The 19,460-nt window shown below is 39.5% G+C and carries 17 protein-coding genes and 1 tRNA gene; 8 read left to right on the top strand and 10 right to left on the bottom strand.

The annotated features are described in order from the left end of the window. Positions 1-33: 33 nt before the first annotated feature. The 6 genes from AN392_RS12615 to AN392_RS12590 form a co-directional block, all read right to left on the bottom strand. Positions 34-858, bottom strand: coding sequence for a M90 family metallopeptidase (locus AN392_RS12615; RefSeq protein ID WP_010388541.1), 825 nt, complete (start codon positions 856-858; stop codon positions 34-36). Positions 859-1,001: 143 nt separating this feature from the next. Beyond that, on the bottom strand, positions 1,002-2,210 hold the full coding sequence (locus tag AN392_RS12610; RefSeq protein WP_010388539.1) for a M23 family metallopeptidase: 1,209 nt from the start codon (positions 2,208-2,210) through the stop codon (positions 1,002-1,004). Between the two features lie 210 nt (positions 2,211-2,420). Continuing rightward, the gene (locus AN392_RS12605) at positions 2,421-5,309 is read right to left on the bottom strand and encodes a ligand-binding sensor domain-containing diguanylate cyclase (protein ID WP_055012917.1); all 2,889 of its coding nucleotides are present in this window, start codon (positions 5,307-5,309) and stop codon (positions 2,421-2,423) included. A 110-nt stretch (positions 5,310-5,419) separates the two neighbouring features. Beyond that, the gene (locus AN392_RS12600; RefSeq protein ID WP_055012916.1) at positions 5,420-6,082 is read right to left on the bottom strand and encodes a CatA-like O-acetyltransferase; all 663 of its coding nucleotides are present in this window, start codon (positions 6,080-6,082) and stop codon (positions 5,420-5,422) included. 151 nt (positions 6,083-6,233) lie between these two features. After that, complete coding sequence (locus tag AN392_RS12595; RefSeq protein WP_055012915.1) at positions 6,234-7,274, bottom strand: Glu/Leu/Phe/Val dehydrogenase; 1,041 nt, start codon at positions 7,272-7,274, stop codon at positions 6,234-6,236. Between the two features lie 431 nt (positions 7,275-7,705). Continuing rightward, on the bottom strand, positions 7,706-9,232 hold the full coding sequence (locus AN392_RS12590; protein WP_010388533.1) for a fumarate hydratase: 1,527 nt from the start codon (positions 9,230-9,232) through the stop codon (positions 7,706-7,708). A 166-nt stretch (positions 9,233-9,398) separates the two neighbouring features. Between AN392_RS12590 and pabB the strand changes: the two genes are divergently transcribed. The 3 genes from pabB (at position 9,399) to AN392_RS12575 (ending at position 12,803) form a co-directional block, all read left to right on the top strand. Then, the gene (pabB, locus tag AN392_RS12585) at positions 9,399-10,757 is read left to right on the top strand and encodes an aminodeoxychorismate synthase component I (protein ID WP_055012914.1); all 1,359 of its coding nucleotides are present in this window, start codon (positions 9,399-9,401) and stop codon (positions 10,755-10,757) included. After that, positions 10,750-11,325, top strand: coding sequence for a CoA pyrophosphatase (locus AN392_RS12580; RefSeq protein WP_055012913.1), 576 nt, complete (start codon positions 10,750-10,752; stop codon positions 11,323-11,325). The genes pabB and AN392_RS12580 overlap by 8 nt, the downstream gene beginning before the upstream one ends. A gap of 101 nt (positions 11,326-11,426) precedes the next feature. Beyond that, positions 11,427-12,803: an L-serine ammonia-lyase gene (locus AN392_RS12575; protein ID WP_054201138.1), complete on the top strand. Its 1,377-nt coding sequence runs from the start codon at positions 11,427-11,429 to the stop codon at positions 12,801-12,803. A 68-nt stretch (positions 12,804-12,871) separates the two neighbouring features. On the opposite strand, the gene cysB is transcribed toward AN392_RS12575, so the two are convergent. Further along, positions 12,872-13,849: an HTH-type transcriptional regulator CysB gene (gene cysB, locus AN392_RS12570; protein ID WP_055012912.1), complete on the bottom strand. Its 978-nt coding sequence runs from the start codon at positions 13,847-13,849 to the stop codon at positions 12,872-12,874. Between the two features lie 297 nt (positions 13,850-14,146). Here cysB and AN392_RS12565 point away from each other — a divergent pair, with 297 nt between their 5' ends. Further along, entirely contained in the window at positions 14,147-14,902 is a 756-nt protein-coding gene (locus AN392_RS12565) for a hypothetical protein (RefSeq protein WP_010388524.1), read from the top strand. Between the two features lie 112 nt (positions 14,903-15,014). Here the strand turns inward: AN392_RS12565 and AN392_RS12560 are convergent, their stop codons facing one another. Next, entirely contained in the window at positions 15,015-16,307 is a 1,293-nt protein-coding gene (locus AN392_RS12560; protein ID WP_010388521.1) for an NCS2 family permease, read from the bottom strand. A 118-nt stretch (positions 16,308-16,425) separates the two neighbouring features. Between AN392_RS12560 and AN392_RS12555 the strand changes: the two genes are divergently transcribed. From AN392_RS12555 to AN392_RS12545, 3 genes are all read left to right on the top strand, one after another. After that, positions 16,426-16,887, top strand: a complete 462-nt coding sequence (locus AN392_RS12555; protein ID WP_010388519.1) for a tetratricopeptide repeat protein — start codon at positions 16,426-16,428, stop codon at positions 16,885-16,887. A gap of 323 nt (positions 16,888-17,210) precedes the next feature. Further along, complete coding sequence (locus tag AN392_RS12550) at positions 17,211-17,645, top strand: SulA-like leucine-rich domain-containing protein (RefSeq protein ID WP_010388516.1); 435 nt, start codon at positions 17,211-17,213, stop codon at positions 17,643-17,645. 39 nt (positions 17,646-17,684) lie between these two features. Next, positions 17,685-18,161: a YchJ family protein gene (locus tag AN392_RS12545; protein WP_010388514.1), complete on the top strand. Its 477-nt coding sequence runs from the start codon at positions 17,685-17,687 to the stop codon at positions 18,159-18,161. A 67-nt stretch (positions 18,162-18,228) separates the two neighbouring features. Here AN392_RS12545 and AN392_RS12540 read toward each other — a convergent pair whose 3' ends face one another. After that, positions 18,229-18,531, bottom strand: coding sequence for a DUF6172 family protein (locus AN392_RS12540; protein ID WP_010388513.1), 303 nt, complete (start codon positions 18,529-18,531; stop codon positions 18,229-18,231). Between the two features lie 201 nt (positions 18,532-18,732). Then, entirely contained in the window at positions 18,733-19,260 is a 528-nt protein-coding gene (locus AN392_RS12535; protein ID WP_010388511.1) for a VC2046/SO_2500 family protein, read from the bottom strand. Between the two features lie 112 nt (positions 19,261-19,372). On the opposite strand from AN392_RS12535, the gene AN392_RS12530 reads away from it, so the two are divergent. Further along, positions 19,373-19,457: transfer RNA gene (locus AN392_RS12530), tRNA-Tyr, on the top strand. Positions 19,458-19,460: the final 3 nt, after the last annotated feature.

The raw sequence follows: 19,460 nt of genomic DNA, 5'->3' as shown, positions 1-19,460 counted from the left end.
AGTTACCAGCGTAATAGGATGAAGTGCATAAAATTAATGCCAAACAATAGGATCAAATTGATAAAAATCTACCAGCAAACGGTAAATTTCAGGGTCATCGCGGCGTAAATCTGCGGGTTTTTCTAAAAACGTTTCGGTGATCACCGCAAAAAATTCTGCCTCATTTGTGGCTCCGTAGCTATGAATAACATGCGGCATGTTATAAGCAACGTGTGTTTTTAACTGCGAAAACGCTCGGCTAAATACCTTGCCCCATTGTTGATAGTGAGTCTGTGATGTAAGTAATGGCGTGCCGGTGGTTTTACCGGTCTCTTGATCAAGTTGATGCGCAAACTCATGAAACACTAAATTATGCCCGTCACTGGGTAAGCGGTTACCCTCAAGCACATCATGCCAGCTCAGCACCAGTGTGCCTCCTGGCCATGATTCACCTTGCCTTACGGTATTATGAAAACTAACAAGCCCTGCGTTATCGCGACTTGATTGAGGCGCATAATAGGCGCTGGGATAGAGTAAAATTTCCTTCACGTTTTTATACAAAGGCCAAGGTTTATTTAGTACCAGCAAGCAAGCATCGGCGGCAATAATGAGTTTCATTGCTTCAGTTAGTTGCAACCCATCACAGCCAACAAAGCGCTTTTCATTTAAAAACCACACAATATGACGAGCCAACTTGGCTCGATCTGCATCAGTCATTTTGTTATAAATTGGCATAGCCCGCAGCAACAGCGCATGCTGTTGTGGGCTTAATGATAAATGACTGTATTTACGGCGCCACAGAGTATTTTGAATATCAGGCCAACGCCAAAAAATAACGACAAACGCAAAAAGTAAGAAAATCAATAATCCGTTTACCATTTAATAGCCCTATAATTATCTATACAGTATTAATTGGTCCATAAAACTAGAATTCAATTATTTAACACTAAATAAAAAGCCACACATCTGTTAGAGCGTGGCCTTTTCTTTAACAAGTGAACTGTTTGTTTATTTATATCATGCTAGCGATACAAAGGCTGCCATGCACATGTACGATAGCCATATCGTTCAAAATAGAAACGATTACAGTTGGTGTCATAATTACTTGAGCCAACATCAATCCGATGCTCACTTATATATTTATTATGCAGAGAAACCTGTTGTCCATTATACAATAAAGTAAAATGAACATGAGGACCTGATGATTGGCCGCCCTCACACAATGCTTGATTATAATTATTTGCATAGCGACCTAACCATGCACCAGGTTGAACATAATCACCACTGCTATATTGAAGGTTTGACATGTGGTAGTAGTTGGTTGAATAGCCACTGGCGTGTGTTACTCGAATATTGCAGGAAGAAAAGCGAGTTACCGTTCCGCCATGCGCAGCTTGAACAAAAGGAGTATTAGCGCCCCAGCCACCAGAGCCATTGTTAAAATCAAGTGATGAGTATGGGTAGCCAGAACCTGTATTTGAGTGAGCGCCACCACTGTACCAATAGCCAGACGGCCACGGTAAGTTCATTTCAAAACTAGCGGCTAAAAGTTGTTTTTCATTATTTTGATCTACACTATTCAATGAACGTTGCAATTGACTAGTGTTACTAGGAAATACACGGTCAAACGTAGCTAAAAACTCAGTCAAAGTCTGTTGATTATTTTTAGAGTTTGATGCCAGTCTATCGCTATCTGCAAACAGACTTACTAGAGCCGCAGTTGCAGCTGTGCTACTCGTAGTTTGGGTTGCCTGATTTCGTTTTTTTAACTTATCTTGTGACTCTTGCCACTGCTTATATGCATAAAAGCGTTGACTTAATTTCATCACTACGTCTTTTACTTGCGCATCAAAACCACGCTTGTCTGTTATACCAGCTAAAGGGTTCTCAATATCAGCATTTGGGTTTGAAAGTAAGCCACTTTGTTGCTCTATCAGCGCTAAAATTACTTTTGGATTAATACTGGTATAACCTGCCCAGTGTAAAATGAGCTCTTTTTTATCTTCAATTGCTGACGCATGCAAAGAAAAAAAGTTATCCCAATCTTCGTTTAATAATGAGTCATTAAACACAAATTGCGTATCATCAATAGTCAGTAAAGAGTTAAGCTTGAGTGATGCTAAAGCCTGTTTAGTAAACAAAAAGTCATCATGCTTATCGCCTTCTGCTAATACCACGGGTGAGGCCCCTAGAAGACTTGCGAATGTAATATTAATTATCTTGTTTTTCATCTTATATTCCTTAAGTAAAAAGCAAAAAAACCCTTAATGGGTACACAAGGTATAGCACCCAAATTAAAATAAAGTTAATTAATATTACTTATGCTTACATATAATTACTTAATGAATTAATTTAACCTACACAAATAATAAAGAAGTTGAAATTATCTATATGATAAAAGCTGTCGGAAAAAACGATTTAACGCATTAAAGCAGCTCTTTTTAGGAAGCTATGCACTCAACCCTATTTCGGCCATTGTTTTTTGCCTTGTATAAAGCTTGATCAGCACGAGATAATAACCGATCGTAATCATCGACATTATCTGAGTCAGAAACACCAAAGCTCACGGTTACGCTAAGCCCTTGAGCAATAGACGAAAAGTCTTTGCTTTCAATTTCTTTGCGTAATTGTTCACATAATTGCTGTGCTTGCACAGTATTCATGTCAGGAAATACAAATGTAAATTCTTCACCGCCCCAACGAGCCACTTCTTGCTCGCCTTCACAATGCGCTTTAAGAATATTGGCGACTTCACATATAACCTGATCGCCAATCAAATGAGACCAACCATCATTAATGCGTTTAAAGTGGTCAATATCCATAATGGCAATCGCAAGCGGAGTATTACGCGCTTTAAAATCTGTAAAGTTGTCGGCCAGCCAACCATCAAATGCCCGGCGATTCGGTAAGTCGGTGAGCTGATCATGGGTAGCTTGATAAGCAAAGGCACTTGCTTGCTCTTGCAGTGCTTGGGTTTGCTTCACCACTCGGCTAGTTAGCTCTTTTTCTACCTGCTTATAGCGATACAAGCGATACCGATATGCACTATATATGACAACCACAAAAATAAAAAACACCACTAGCTTAAAGCTGGTTTTTTGCCAAAAATGCGATTGAATTTCAAAATGAATCACTTTGTCATTTTGCTGCCAATCGGTATTAGGATAGGCAGAACGCACTGCAAATGAATATTTCCCCGCGGGTAAATTAGTATATTCAGCTGTTGCAATATGAAAACGATCAACCCATTCATCGTTAAAGCCTTTCATTTTTGTTTGAAAGTTTAATCGCTGCGGCATGATAAAACTTAAGCCCGCATAATGGAACGACAGCCGTGTAACTCCAGGTGGCAAAACAAGTGTGTCACCATCAACAGGCAATAACATGGGTTTACCATCTACAGAGAAACTTTCTACAATAGTTGGTAACGGTATCTCGGTGGCTTCTTTTAATCGCGCGGGTTTAACCGTACTCACCCCTTTTGCGGTGGCAAACCAAATAGTACCATCTGAATGCGCTGTAGCCGAAGGCGTTGACCCTCCATTGGCTTGCGCACTGAGCATGCCATCGCCCTCATCGTATAATTGAAAAGCTAGCGTCTGACTACCTTTTGTAGCTGAGTCTAGTAGCTGATTAACCTGCTTATAATTAACTTCAATAATGCCACGGTTACTTGATAGCCAAAGTGAATCTTTAAAGGGAACAATTTGAAAAAGCTTATCAACCGGTAATCCTAACTCCCTCCCTAAAATAGTCATATGGCCATTTGAATGTTGATAACGCAATAAACCTCTATCGGTCGCCATCCAGGTATATTTATCGTCAATATAAAAGCCAAACGCATATTTAGCCGAAAACGCTTTAGGGAACTGAATTGGTTTAAATTTATCCGTTTGGGTATTGTAAACTACTACGCCATTGCCAGTGCCTATCCAAATATTTGCCCTCTTATCTTCACTCAAAGCTAGAATAAAGCCACTCGGTAAATCTTTCTCATTAGTAAATTGGTCTAAGCTGCCGTCGGTATTAACTCGCGTTAACCCCATGGCTGAACCTATCCATAAACGATTTTTTGAATCAAAAAGTAACGAGCGTACTTCATTACTACCAAGGCCATTATCACGATTTAAGTAAGGTACAAGCTCGTTATTCACCACCTTTAACACACCTGAAGTATAAGTACCGACCCAAACATCACCTTGGCTTTGTTCAAGTAAGCTCAATACTGAATAAGGAGAGCCTTGTTTAGTCCCTTTAATTTGGGTAATTTTATTATTTTGCAACCGATCTAAGCCTGTACTCCCGCCTATCCATAAACTGCCATCAGAATGTGAAAGTACCGTGCGTACGTAGTCGCTAGATAAGCCTCGCTTTTTTCCCCACGATGAAAACGGGGCTTCTCTTAATCTAAATACACCCGCGTTGGTACCTACCCAAATACTGTTTTCTCTGTCTTGCAATAATGACAATATGCGGTTTGCAGGTAAGCCATTTTTAGCATCTAATTGTTCTATGCCATCAACACTAAGCCTAAATACCCCTTTATTAATAGTGCCAAACCATAAATCACCATGGTTATCTTCTAATAAACTAGAAATCGACTCAGCACTAAGCTGTGGATGGGGTGACTCGAACACATTGCCATTTAATACTCGCGCACCTCTTTCACTACCAATAACAAGGCGTCCTTCACGGGTAATCAATAGAGTATATACAGGTGCATCTGGCAAACCATGATGTGGAGTCATCAATGTAGCCGTGTAGTTAACTATTTTATACAGCCCATCACTGGTTGCAGCCCATATAGTGCCCTGCTTATCTTCAATTATTCTATAAGCACTGACGTTTTGTATTATTGGGATATCTTGAGTGCTTTTGGCAGGTCGATAAAACACACCATCATTTTCAAGTGCCAACCACAAATCCTCGTTTTTACTCTTAAATACGTGATTAACCATTGCTTGGGCATTAGGTTGAGTGTCCCATTGTCGGTGCTGATATAAACTAATACCGCCGCGCGCTCCGGCTATGAGTAAGCCGCCATCGGATGTGGGGGTAAGCGCACGTACGCCTGAGTCAGGCAAATCGGTAATTTCTGAGCGGGTAAATAGTTTAAATTCTTGACCGTTAAAGCGGGCAAGCCCTTCCCAAGTACCTACCCATAAATAGCCATCTTGTGTTTGTGCAAGGCTATTAATGCTATTGTGAGGAAGGCCCGAACGGGTATTCCACGTTTCAAAAAAATAATCGCGCAACGGCAGCCGAGTCTGTTGCTGAGCATTAACGGTAAAAATCACCAACAAGAAACATAAAATCACCAAGCGATTCATCAGACACTGCCTTTATAATTATTAGTTTTTATATTTGAGTAAATTCAAGGTGAAAATTTAATTAGAAAACATCACCAACAAATAATAACATAAGATTTACAACTTTTTCATTAAGTATTATCACTCAAACTATCAAATGTATGTTGCAATCGTTGGATGAACTTAGCCACATGTAGTCCATCTAATAACGCATGATGGACATCAATTGATAGTGGCATTTCGCCTGTATCGGGGTTGTATTGACCAAACACAAATTTAGGGATGCCACAGCTTTGGCCCTGGGTAAACGCATGCGAAAAGCTGCTAAAGTTTAACCAAGGTAAAACAGAAACGTGAATTAAATCTGCTTGTCCTTCAGTTGCTGCAAAGGCATCAGAAAACAGCGGGTTTAACCTTGCTTCATGACTAATCGCTTTTGCTTTATTAGCAAACTCATTTAACGAGTTTTGCTGTTTAAAATAACTAAAGCGAAACGAGTCATCATCGGCAAGCTCAACAACACTCGCGCGCATGGTGTTTAAATAATAAGGTTTTTGATTAACAATACGCAGCATCATCGGCTCATACTCATAACATGCTTTTAATAAGCAATAAACATAACCATGAAAAAAAGCACTATTAGTTTGCTTACACACGGTATATAGCTTTTTAGCATTGAGTCTTACACACACATTAAAATAAGGCTGAGTGAAGTTTTGAAACAATTCAAAATGTTGTTTGCGCGGCCACTGATCAAAATCAATAGCCCGAAGAGATAAATCGGCAGAAGACATAAATTATACACAGAGCAAAAGTAAAATTTTACCTCGCTTTGCCTATATTCGCATTAACTAAAATGATGCTTTGGGTGTAGTTATACCAAAGTCTTATATAGGCATAAAAAAAGGAGCGATATTCGCTCCTTAGTTGAACTAAATAAAAAACTTAAAGTCCGTTTTCAATAATTTCTTGAGCAAGCTCATCAGCAATTAAATGCGTTGATTTTTGTTCTTTTTCACTACGGGTAAAGATTTCGCTTAATGTATCGAAAATTTTCTCTACGTGTTTATTAGACGCCTCTTTACTGTAACCTTCAGGCGCTGTTTCGTAATACACGTTAATAATACCGCCCGCATTTATTACATAATCTGGTGCGTATAAAATACCTTTTTCACGTAAAATTTCACCATGGCGTGATTCTGCAAGCTGATTATTTGCACAACCTGCAACAATTGTTGCTTTTAAACGAGGGATCGTTGTGTCATTAATAGTGGCACCTAACGCACAAGGCGCATATACATCAACATCTAAGTCGTATATTTCATCAATACCAACCGCTGTTGCACCAAAATCGTTGACTACACGCTCTACCGCTGCTTGGTTAATATCAGTAACAAATAATTCTGCACCAGCTTCAGCCAAGTGCTTACATAATCCATAAGCTACTGCACCTAAACCTTGCACAGCTACTTTAATGCCTGAAAAATCTTGAATGCCGCGCTGATGATGAAGCGCTGCTTTCATACCTAAAAACGTGCCGTAAGCTGTAAATGGCGATGGGTTACCACTTTTGCCTTCAAGGCCTAGCACGTAATTTGTTTCTTTGTTCATTAAGGCAACATCATCACAGGTGATGTTTACGTCTTCTGCTGAGTAGTAACTGCCATTTAAACGCTCTAAATGACGACCAAATGCACGGAATAGCTGTTCAGACTTGATCTCTTTTGCATTACCAATAATAACTGACTTACCACCACCAAATGGCAAGCGTGCCACAGCATTTTTATAGGTCATCCCTTTTGATAGACGCAGTACATCGTATACTGCATCCTCATCGTTGGCATAATCCCACATTCTACAACCGCCTACAGCTGGGCCTAAGTTTGTGTTATGTACCGCAATAATGGCCTTTAAACCAGACGCTTTGTCTGAACAAAAAACCACTTGTTCATGGTTATCAAATTCAACTTGATTAAATACAACCACTTTAAATACTCCGAAAATAATGGGCCCTTTTGGGCAAGCACGCTACAAATTGATGAGACTTTATCACTTCAGTTGATGGTTCGCCACACTATGAGTAGATAAACCAAATAAACCGCACTCAATAGAAAAATAAAACGGTTTATCGCGATAAATAAGCATAAAAAATTTAATAATAATTATGTTATTAAGTATAAAAGCTAAAAACGTCATCGCGATTAAAGTTTACGCTTACGTGAACGTCACTTTGAATTTATATGTAAACTTAATAGTACATCTTGAAAAAGAACACTACATCATAAAATACAATGGGTTATATAATATCTGTCTGCGCAGTATAAACTGGTCTGAGGTGTTTAAGTATCTGCAAATTTTAAAAATAAAAAAACGAGCACGGGGTGCTCGCTTTTATGATTGCTGTTTATACAGAAAACTTACTTCATTTTACTGTCTAGTTCTTCAATTTTTGCTTTCCAAATTGCAGGACCTTGGGTGTGAGCATTTTCACCTTCGCTGTCAACGGCAACCGTTACTGGCATATCTTCTACTTCAAATTCGTAGATAGCTTCCATACCTAAATCTTCAAAGGCAACAACACGTGCTTTTTTAATTGCTTTAGATACTAGATAAGCCGCACCGCCTACAGCCATTAAATACACTGACTGATGCTTTTTAATAGACTCAACCGTTGCAGGGCCACGCTCAGCTTTGCCAATCATTCCCACGATGCCTGTTTTTTCTAACATCATGTCAGTAAATTTGTCCATACGAGTAGCCGTTGTCGGGCCAGCAGGACCTACTGCTTCATCGCCTACTGCATCCACAGGACCAACGTAGTAAATAAACTTGTTATCAAAATCAACACCTTCAGGTAAACCTTCCCCTGAGTTGATCATATCTTGCAGACGCTTATGAGCAGCATCTCGACCCGTTAAAATAGTACCTGAGAGTAAAACGGTTTCACCCATTTTCCATTCTTTAGTGTCTTCTTTAGTAAGGGTATCTAAATTAACACGGCGTGTGCCCTCACCGACTTCGAATGTCACTTCTGGCCAGTCTTCTAATTTAGGTGCTTTTAAATTCGCAGGGCCTGAACCATCAAGCGTAAAGTGAACGTGGCGCGTAGCAGCACAATTTGGGATCATAACCACTGGCTTTGAAGCCGCGTGAGTTGGCGCCGTTTTAATTTTAATATCAACAACCGTGGTTAAACCGCCAAGACCTTGCGCACCAATACCTAATTTATTCGCACGTTCAAAAATTTCTAAACGCAGCTTTTCTTCTGTTGTTTCTGCGCCGCGCTCAATGAGTTCATGAATATCAACCGGATCCATTAATGACTCTTTCGCCATTACCGCTGCTTTTTCTGCAGTGCCACCAATACCTATGCCTAGCATACCTGGTGGACACCAACCCGCCCCCATTGTTGGTAACGTTTTTTCTACCCACTCGGCCACATCGTCAGATGGGTTTAACATCACCATTTTACTTTTGTTCTCTGAGCCACCACCCTTAGCAGCCACCATCACTTCAACTTTATCGCCTGCAACTAAGTCAATGTGTACCACTGATGGCGTATTATCTTTAGTATTTTTACGTGTTCCCGCAGGGTCGGCAACAATCGATGCACGCAATGGGTTATCTGGATTTAAGTACGCACGACGCGTCCCCTCATCAACCATTTGTTGTACTGTTAAGTCGGTTTTATCCCAATTAACATCCATACCTACTTTTACGAAACAGGTGATGATCCCAGTATCCTGGCACAGCGGACGCTTACCTTCTGCCGACATACGCGAGTTAATTAAGATTTGTGCAATCGCATCTTTAGCGGCTTTGCTTTGCTCTTTGTTATACGCTTTTTCTAGCGCTTGAACAAAATCAAGAGGGTGGTAAAACGAGATATATTGCAAAGCATCTTCAATGCTATCAATAAAGTCTTGCTGACGAATTGTACTCATAGTGGTTCCTTAAGTTGTTGTTACGCACGCTGCACGTAAGCGATATCAAACCCGTGACGGTGGTTCGAACTGTTTTCAACCACAGCGCTCACTAAACGCTGCCAAATAAATTTGACTTATGATACCCTCCCAGCCCGTTTCGAGCCAGTTCTTAAAGGGATAGTAAATGCTAAACAATAAAAAAAATTGTGTTGAATTAGCCATATCACAAAATTGTATAGAGGTATTTTCGCATTTTGCTCATTTGCCCTACGCCATTTTGCTAGATTCGGGTGATAGCGATCACATTAACAGTCGTTTTGACATAATTGCTATTGAGCCTCAAAGCACTCTGGAAGTTAAAAATAATCTAACCGTTTTTAATAACCAAGCGAGTGCTAAAAGCTGCTTTGAAATAATGAACGATGAATTAGCAAAGCTCGATACAACAAAAGCCGCCCACAATTTACCCTTTAACGGTGGCTGGCTTGGTTATTTTGGTTATGACTTAGGGCGTACCATAGAGCAACTACCAAGCAACGCTCTTAACGACATTGATTTACCGCAAATGGCCGTTGGACTTTACCTTGATGCACTCATTTACGATAAACAACTGGATAGTTGGTTTTATGTTTCGCAGCCCAATGTAAATCGTCTCTCGCTGTATCAGCAATATTTAGCGCAACCACCTAAACATGAAAGCTTTTCGCTTACATCACAGTGGCAGTCAAATATGAGTCAGAGGAGTTATAGCGAAAAGTTTGTCGCGATTGAAGAATACTTAAAAAGTGGTGATTGTTATCAAATTAACCTAGCGCAGCGTTTTAGCGCACATTACCAAGGGTCTCCTTGGGCGGCCTATGTTAAATTAACGCAGGCCAATAAAGCGCCTTTTTCTAGTTTTATAAATCATCCGCAAGGCGCTATTTTATCAATATCACCCGAGCGTTTTATTGCAGTGCACGACAACAAGGTAGAAACAAAACCTATTAAAGGCACGCTACCACGTAAAGCCGATGCTTTAGAAGATGCCAAACAAGCCACATTACTGGCAAACTCCAGTAAAGACCGTGCTGAAAATGTAATGATAGTGGATCTGTTACGGAATGATTTAGGTAAAGTCGCAAAACCGGGCTCTGTTGTTGTACCTTCTTTATTTGCTATTGAAAGCTTTCCGGCAGTACACCATTTGGTAAGTACAGTTACATCCATCCTTGATGAAGGAAAAACAGCAGTCGATCAACTTGAAGCTGCATTCCCTGGAGGGTCTATTACCGGGGCACCAAAAGTGCGCGCAATGGAAATAATAGAAGAGCTGGAGCCACACAGACGCAGTATTTATTGTGGCTCTATTGGCTATATTAGCGCCTGCGGTAATATGGATACCAGTATTACCATTCGAACTTTAGTTACTCATCATCAGCAAATACATTGTTGGGCTGGCGGTGGCATTGTTGCTGATTCAAAAGTCGAATTGGAATATCAAGAAACATACGATAAAGTAAATAAAATACTCCCTATATTAAATGAAGGTCGCTTTGAATAGTGAAACCATTTCGGCTCGTTTTCAATTAAACCGCAGTTTAGCCGTGGATCAGCTCAAAGATAATAAAAAAAAGCGCACCAGTGCAGTGATGCTACCTTTGATTGATATAGATAACGAAGCACATGTTTTATTGTGTAAGCGGCCAACCTATTTACATCACCACCCTGGGGAGATTTGTTTACCGGGTGGTAAATTTGAAATTAATGATGTTAACCTGCGCACCACGGCACTGCGTGAATTACATGAGGAGCTAAACATTCCCCCGCATAATGTTCAAGTTTTAGGCCAGCTGCCGGAATACTCTACCCTTACTGGATTTACTATACGTCCTTTTGTGGGCTTAATTAAAAAAGAAACGGTATGGGAGAACGATCATAACGAAGTACAAGCCAGCTTTTTACTCTCTATAAAAGCACTGAACAACGAAGCTAATTGGCAACCAATCCCCTTTGAACGTAATGGAAAAGCCCTAACTTTAAATGGCTTTATCACTCCTCACGGGCTTTTGTGGGGTGCCACAGCCAGCATTATTAAAAACTTTACAAAACAACTCGCCATACCAGTTTAAATCTTTGCTAATAAGGGTTACACACCTGCATTTCCACGTTATTATAGTCGACCGTTCAAAGAACAGCTTAATGCTGAGAAAACTAAGTAGAGACACACATTATGATCAGTGCATTTGACATGTTTAGCATTGGTATTGGCCCCTCATCGTCACATACCGTCGGCCCAATGCGTGCATCACGCTTATTTGTTAATGACCTAGATGAGCAACAACTATTAGCAAATGTAACCGATGTAAAAGTAGAGCTTTACGGCTCACTGGGGCAAACAGGTGTTGGTCATGGTTCGGGAAAAGCAGTGATCCTTGGCCTAGCCGGTTATGACCCTGAAACCATTGATGCCGATTTAGTGGACGATATTTTAGCAAAAATAGAAAATGAGCAGGTTATTTATCTAAACCAAACTCATAAAGCTAAATTCCCTAAACAAGGCGCTATTGTTTTTCATCGTAGAAAAACACTCCCTAAACATTCCAACGCAATGGAAATTATTGCCTATAACAATGGCGAAAAAGTATATAGCAAAGTTTACTACTCTATTGGTGGCGGGTTTATTGTTACAGATGAAGAGTTTGAAAAAGAAAAACAAGCGGCCTTAGATATTCGCGAAGAAAACCCTGCCCCGTTCCCGTTTGGAACGGCTAAAGAATTACTCGAAATGTGTAAAGAGTCGGGTTACAGCGTATCAACGTTAATGATGAAAAACGAAAAAACCTTACGCAGTGAAGAAGCCATAAAAGATGAATTATTTAATATTTGGCAAGTAATGAAAGCCTGTATTGAACGTGGTATGCGTACCGAAGGTATTTTACCTGGTGGTTTGAAAGTAAAACGCCGTGCACCAAGCTTATATTTAAAGCTCAATGTAGAAGTGAGTAACGATCCACTTCGTGCTATGGATTGGGTTGATTTATTCGCATTAGCAGTGAATGAAGAAAATGCAGCAGGCGGTCGTGTGGTTACTGCACCAACAAATGGTGCAGCTGGTATCCTACCAGCCGTATTAATGTACTATCATACTTTTATCAAAGAAGTTGATCGCGACATTGCTACTCGGTATTTATTAACCGCGGCCGCTATTGGTATTTTATACAAAAAAAATGCCTCTATCTCAGGTGCTGAAGTGGGTTGCCAAGGTGAAGTTGGTGTTGCCTGTTCAATGGCTGCTGGTGCGCTGACTGAAATTGTTGGTGGTAACGTGGTACACGTAGAAAATGCCGCTGAAATTGGCATGGAACATAACTTAGGATTGACCTGCGATCCAGTGGGCGGCTTAGTGCAGGTACCTTGTATTGAGCGTAATGCAATGGGCGCTATTAAAGCAATTAATGCTTCTCGTCTTGCTATTCGCGGTAGTGGAGAACAAAAAGTATCGCTTGATAAAGTAATTAAAACCATGCTCGATACCGGTAACGATATGAAAACAAAATACAAAGAAACCGCTCGCGGTGGATTAGCTGTTAACATTATCGAGTGCTAATTAGATAGCATAAAAAAAAGCCGCTTAGTTGCAAAACTAAGCGGCTTTTTCATTACTGTTTATGGCGGTTATTTAACTGGCAATTCGATATCAGCAAATAATTTATCAACATCGTCTTGATTACGCAGCAAACTTGCTCGCTCTACTCGCTCTTTGGTTAAATGCGGTGCAAAACGTTCGATAAAGTCATACATGTAGGTACGTAAAAAGCTACCTTTTCTAAAACCAATCTTAGTGGTGCTTGCTTCAAATAAATGGCTAGCATCAATGCACACTAAGTCGTTGTCGTTTACCTGATCAATTGCCATAGATGCAACCACACCGACACCTAATCCCAGGCGCACATACGTTTTAATAACATCGGCATCGGTTGCGGTAAATACAATATGTGGCTCAAGCCCATAGGCGTTAAATGCTTTATCAAGCTCTGAGCGACCAGTAAAACCAAATACATAAGTGATCAAAGGATACTGCGCTATATCTGCCACCGTTAAGTTATCGACTTTTTTCGCAAGGAGGTGATCTTTAGCAACCACAATACTGCGATTCCAGTGATAACAAGGCAACATAACTAAATCTGAATATAAGTGCAGTGCTTCAGTAGCAATCGCAAAATCTGCATCACCGCGCGCAGCTGCATCCGATATTTGCTGCGGCGTACCTTGGTGCATATGCAGTGACACTGCTGGGTATTTTTGGGTAAAGCCTTGAATTACGCTTGGTAACGCATAACGTGCTTGGGTGTGCGTAGTCGCAATATTAAGTTTACCTTGATCGGGCAGCGTATGTTCATTAGCAACCGCTTTAATGCCCTCAACTTTTGAGAGTATTTCTCGCGATATGTTAATGATTTCTTCGCCAGCACCTGTAACGTGAGTTAAATGTTTACCACTACGGCCAAAAATTTGTACACCTAGTTCATCTTCTAACATACGTACTTGCTTAGAAATACCAGGCTGGGAGGTAAATAAACTCTCAGCGGTAGCTGAAACATTTAATTTATGATTTTGAACTTCTACGATATATCTAAGTTGTTGTAATTTCATGGCTATGTAGTTTCGTTATAATTCACATTGACAGATAAAAGCGCACCCTAATTAATAGGTAACTATATAAAAGGCTGATTAAGGTTACACAATGTAACAATTAATTTATTGAAATTTCAGGTTAACACAATAAATAAAGTTGAGATAGCAATGATTATCAGCAAACAAAACATAACACATTAAGATTTAAACGCTTTATGCATGGTGTTTTTTTTAGTTAATCGGCGCAAAGTTTCCCACCTTTTATATATTTAATGTAAGATTAGATAATAAGGTTAAGAATTTGAGAATTATAACATGATCGTTTCCATTATAATTGTATTAATTGTTGCGCTTATCGTCATTGCACTGTGGGTTAGTGCTGTTCAACAACACAAAGAAAAACAAGAAGCTGAACGACGTAAAGAGCTAACAAAACAAAAAGCTATCATTGAAGAAACTGAAGAGGCGTTAATGAATAGCGCTAATATCCCACTTTCAGAAGCAACTCAGCGAATATTACAACGTCGTATTCATGATGCGCTAAGTAATATGGTGTCTATTTCAAGCGGTGGTAGCGGACTAAAAAACCGCTTAAAAGAAGCAAAAGAGCGACTACAAAATCCGATTCAAGACGGCTCGGATGGTTTTGTTTTACCAGGTAATGACAAGCAACTGATATCACTAATACAGGGTATAAAAAAGCTCCGTACTATTATCCGTTCTGAGCACAACAAAGGGAAAGTTGACAGCCAAGCGTTTATTGCAGAAGACAAACGCCTTGAGAAGCTACAACTAAGAATCAACATTGAAAGCCAGATAAAACGTGGTCTAGCAGCTCAAACAGCCGGTATGGTAGGCTCTGCTAGGCAGTACTTTGAAAAAGCAGCTGCCACACTTAACAGTGTGTCATTTAATGATGATTACATTACTGCAAAACGAGTTGAAGTTGAAGGCTATCTAGAAACAATAAGCACTGAATTAAAGGCATCAAACGCTACATCATTGAAGAAAAAGAACGAACAAGAGCAAGATGATTTAGACGTACTGTTTGCACCGAAAAAGAAATGGTAATCCATTACCTAATAAAAAAGCCCATACAACTGTATGGGCTTTTTTATAACTGAAATTTGGTCACTATATAAATTTACATACCCAAACTAAATCTAGCTATTTAACAAAAGCATTAAGATAAAAATGCAAACTTAATAATAAACAGTGCCGTTAAAATCCAAACACTAATACTTACCTGATCTCTTTTACCACACAGTACTTTAACCGCTGTATAAGAAATAAAACCCAGTGCAATACCGTGTGCAATCGAAAAGGTCAATGGAGTCATTAACAATACAACACTCACTGGAATTGCATCAGTCATATCATCCCAGTTTACAAACTTTAAGTTTTGTAGCATTAGAACGGATACATATAAGATTGCCCCTGCTGTTGCGTATGCGGGTACCATTTGTGCCAAAGGTGCAAAAAACATCATTAATAAAAAGCAGCAACCTACAACTACAGCCGTTAAGCCCGTTCGGCCCCCCACTGATACTCCCGCTACAGATTCTATATAAGAAGTTGTTGTTGAAGTTCCCAGCATTGCACCGGCAATGGTTGCAGTGCTATCAGCGCTTAATGCGCGACCTAAGCGCGGCATATTGCCGTTTTTATCTGCTAGACCCGCTTTTTGAGTAACCGCTACCAACGTGCCTGAGGTATCAAATAAATCAACAAATAGAAACGCAAAAATAACACTCAACATAGACAGTTCAAAAGCAGCACTAAAATCAAGTTGCATAAAAGTCGGCATTATTGAAGGTGGCATTGCAACAACACCATGATATTCAACTAATCCCATCGACACTGCTATCGCGGTAACGAGTAAAATACTAATAAGCACGCCGCTTTTAAAGTCACGATAAAGTAATGCCGCAATAATAAAAAAACTAAAAATAGCTAATAGCGGACCCGGTGACGTTATATCGCCTAGCTGCACAAGTGTTGCTGGGCTTGATACAATAATACCAGCACTTTTCAGCGCAATAAGTGCCAAGAATGCACCAATACCGGTTGCTATTGCTTGTTTGAGCACCAGGGGGATTGCATTAATAATCCACTCTCGCACCTTAAATAAGCTTAATATTAAAAATATACACCCTGACATAAACACCGCGCCCAGCGCTGCTTGCCAGCTATAGCCCATACCTAACACCACGCCATAGGTAAAAAATGCATTTAATCCCATACCCGGTGCCAATGCCAATGGATAATTGGCCCACAACCCCATAATAAAACACCCTATTGCAGCGGCAATACAGGTTGCAACAAAGGCAGCACCTTGGTCCATGCCTGCTTCTGCAAGCATAGCTGGGTTAACGAATACGATATAAACCATCGTAATAAATGTAGTCATACCGGCAATACATTCACGGCGAACCGAAGAATCATTTGCACGGATTTTGAATAAGGCTTCGAGCATAATAAACTTGTGGTTGTAAAAAGTGGCGAGATTTTAGCATAAAAATAACTTTTTACAGGACATTTTACCTTGCTATATACTAAACTAGCTAAGTGATTAAAATAACAAACGAAGTAGCATGATCAAAACGACACCAAGTGGCCAAGACTTAGAGCAACAATTAGACAACATTCTTTCTTTTGTAACGCAACCAAGCGATGCAAATCCCCCTGCGAGCTCTAAAAACACCGATCAAGACACATTAAATAAAGCTCTTTATTACCTTAAAAATGAACAAGGCGCCTTAGCCGCAAAATGGATGCGTTTAGCAGCAATGGCAGGAAACTATCGTGCACAGTTTTACTTAGGGCTATTTTTCATTAAAGGCCAAGGTGTGCCACAAAGTGTATTTCATGGGGCTGCGTGGCTCAGCTTAGCTAGTAGCCAAGGATATGAGCCAGCAATAGAGGCAATGAGCGATATACGCAAACACATTAGTACCAAACGACTTAAAGACGCCCAGTGTTATGCCGCCAGCTTATATGAACAAATTCATCAGTTACAATTTTCACATTTGATCCCTATAAGTCACGAAAAATAGTTTTACTACCTAGTAACTCATTCTATCTGTAAATTGATTAAGCGTTTTATAAGTTAAATGCAACAACGCTTAATTTTTAAACTACTGTATACCTCATGCATTTCAAGATTTATTTAGTTATAGATTAAAAAGCTACCGTCAAAAGTATTCATCCCCAAAAATTATAATCTATTGTTATATATGAACTATTTATTTTTAAATAGTTTCATTATCGTGCTCAGCTGAATAACTGTACAAAAAAATAGCAAAAAACACTTGCACCAAACAACTGTATAAACTACTGTATACATGTACTGTATAAAAACCCAGTGAGTGAGACGATTATGTTACAGCCTATTACCGTAAGAACAGTTAAGAGCTACCAACAAGATGACCAATCTGATTGTGTTAACGTTGTACAAATTGAAGATGAGATTTCAGCGACGTTTGAATTATTAAAAGTATTACACCAATACAATAGCTTAAATGCATGGACACTTTTAATTGCGCCAGACCATGTACCTAGTAAAGCGTTACTTGATTCATGTTCAATTGATACCAGTAAATTATTAGTTATACGCCAAAAACATTTAGTTAATATAGAGTATGTTTTAAGTTCTGCACTTCACAATGGAAATTTTGCAGCGGTGATCACCTGGACCGACATAATAAATAATCAGCAACTATCACAGTTATCATTAAATCTGAGCCATACACGCACTAAGCTGTATTGCTTTAGCAAAAAAAGCGCTCAAGCTGAGATTTCACTAACGCAATAAGCTTGGTAAACTAGCGTTTTAATACACAGTACATTTAATATGACCTCTAACGCCCTACTATGTTTTTGTGGCAGTCAGCAACTTTATGCTGATTGCTGTGAACCTTTTCATTTAAAAACCAAACAGCCACAAACACCTGAGCAACTTATGCGTGCTCGCTACAGTGCATATGCGGTTAAAAACGCGGCTTTTGTTCGTGAAAGTTACGCAAAAGAAAAGCAAGCTGAAAACTCACTATCAGAAATTAAGGACTTTGCAACTAGTTGCCGCTTTATAAACTTAACCGTATTAGATTCTGGTTATAATGATGAAACAGGGTTTGTAAAGTTTAAAGCCCATTACTTTTATCAAGACTTGTATTGCGAGCTGGCTGAGCATTCAAAGTTTATTAAAGAAGATGAACAGTGGCGATACCTTGATGGTGAGATCACACCGGTTGCTGATATCAAAGTGAAACGCAATGATACTTGTCCTTGCGGCAGTAATAAAAAGTATAAAAAGTGTCATAGTGTATAAGTAACAACCACAAAAAATGGGCCACTTGGCCCATTTTCAAAAACTACACTAAACGCAACTTAGCGTTTTATTCGTCATCATCTTCATCGAAGTCTTGACGCTGTGCAGGTCTTGCTAAAATCTCTAAGTAGAAAGAGGTTAAACCTTGCTTTTCAATTTCACTGATGTGATTGTTAATTTCAGCAACGTGAACCACTTGGGCCTCTTCAGCCGTGTTACCAAACTTACAATCAAATGCCCAGTAGTCGGCATCAACAGGTAAAGTTTTATTACGTTCTCTTTTCAAATATTTTTTCACTTCATGCTTTGCAGCATCAACCATACGAGGGTATTTGATTTTCTCATGATTCAGCGTGAATGTTTTCTTCATTACGTTCCTAATTACCTTGGTTTAATGATAATGGCATTTAATGTCATACCATTTGCGCCATTATAGCAATTGCATTTAAATTTTGGATGCTTTTTTTATATTAAATCGGTTATTAAAATAAAGTACCTACAAAACCACTAATATAAACACAGTTTATTACAATCTAATGGCGCTTAAAAAACAGCATTTAATGTAATTTAATTAGGCACTAAACAAATGTAATGGCTGGTGGAGGGCTTCATTTTGTAAATCATCATAAAATGCTGCGGCATCCATTTGCATATTTGAGAGCGGCATATCACTGTTTTTAATTCGCCGACGTACCGCCAGTTCACAATTATCAATCACGTTAAGCGGAATATGATTTTTATCATCTCGAATATTTAACGGTTCAGGCTTTAAGCACTGAGTTAACTTTATATCACTCATCCCTATAGCGCTTCCCATTTTTGCTAAAAGTTCCGTGTTATTTTTGCCAATTAACATATTAAAGGTATCTGGCGCTAATGGCTGCTTTGGGCCCGCACCAAATTGCTTTCGCAAGGTCTCTTCATCAGCTTGGTAACCACTTGCATCACTTTTAGGTAAGTGAAACTCACTAAAATCAAGCGCGTCATGAGAGAGCATTGCTAATAAAAGTGCAAACTCGCCTCGGCGGTTATCGTGCACACTTTCATTAAGCCTCGTTTTTAACTGGCTCTCCGTGATTAACAAATCACCAATCTGCATAGACTTTAGCCTATTTAACTAATTAATAAGTATTTATCGGCTAAATTTGAATTTTCTTTAGCTTTTTTCTTTACTTAAATAAGAAGTTTGCTATTATCTGCCGCGTTGCATTGGAGGGGTTCCCGAGCGGCCAAAGGGATCAGACTGTAAATCTGACGGCTCAGCCTTCGCTGGTTCGAATCCAGCTCCCTCCACCACTT

Source organism: Pseudoalteromonas sp. P1-16-1b (assembly GCF_001401785.1).
Lineage (GTDB): Bacteria > Pseudomonadota > Gammaproteobacteria > Enterobacterales > Alteromonadaceae > Pseudoalteromonas > Pseudoalteromonas undina.
Note: the sequence above shows the minus strand (reverse complement) of the source record. Positions and strands in the feature narration are given on the sequence as shown.

Coding starts and splice junctions, on each gene's coding strand:
- AN392_RS12560 (WP_010388521.1), bottom strand. CDS start 16,307: ATGCTCGAAGCCTTATTCAAAATCCGTGCAAATGATTCTTCGGTTCGC.
- AN392_RS12545 (WP_010388514.1), top strand. CDS start 17,685: ATGACCTCTAACGCCCTACTATGTTTTTGTGGCAGTCAGCAACTTTAT.
- AN392_RS12615 (WP_010388541.1), bottom strand. CDS start 858: ATGGTAAACGGATTATTGATTTTCTTACTTTTTGCGTTTGTCGTTATT.
- AN392_RS12540 (WP_010388513.1), bottom strand. CDS start 18,531: ATGAAGAAAACATTCACGCTGAATCATGAGAAAATCAAATACCCTCGT.
- AN392_RS12610 (WP_010388539.1), bottom strand. CDS start 2,210: ATGAAAAACAAGATAATTAATATTACATTCGCAAGTCTTCTAGGGGCC.
- cysB (WP_055012912.1), bottom strand. CDS start 13,849: ATGAAATTACAACAACTTAGATATATCGTAGAAGTTCAAAATCATAAA.
- AN392_RS12575 (WP_054201138.1), top strand. CDS start 11,427: ATGATCAGTGCATTTGACATGTTTAGCATTGGTATTGGCCCCTCATCG.
- AN392_RS12605 (WP_055012917.1), bottom strand. CDS start 5,309: ATGAATCGCTTGGTGATTTTATGTTTCTTGTTGGTGATTTTTACCGTT.
- AN392_RS12590 (WP_010388533.1), bottom strand. CDS start 9,232: ATGAGTACAATTCGTCAGCAAGACTTTATTGATAGCATTGAAGATGCT.
- AN392_RS12600 (WP_055012916.1), bottom strand. CDS start 6,082: ATGTCTTCTGCCGATTTATCTCTTCGGGCTATTGATTTTGATCAGTGG.
- AN392_RS12555 (WP_010388519.1), top strand. CDS start 16,426: ATGATCAAAACGACACCAAGTGGCCAAGACTTAGAGCAACAATTAGAC.
- AN392_RS12535 (WP_010388511.1), bottom strand. CDS start 19,260: ATGCAGATTGGTGATTTGTTAATCACGGAGAGCCAGTTAAAAACGAGG.
- AN392_RS12565 (WP_010388524.1), top strand. CDS start 14,147: ATGATCGTTTCCATTATAATTGTATTAATTGTTGCGCTTATCGTCATT.
- AN392_RS12550 (WP_010388516.1), top strand. CDS start 17,211: ATGTTACAGCCTATTACCGTAAGAACAGTTAAGAGCTACCAACAAGAT.
- pabB (WP_055012914.1), top strand. CDS start 9,399: ATGCTAAACAATAAAAAAAATTGTGTTGAATTAGCCATATCACAAAAT.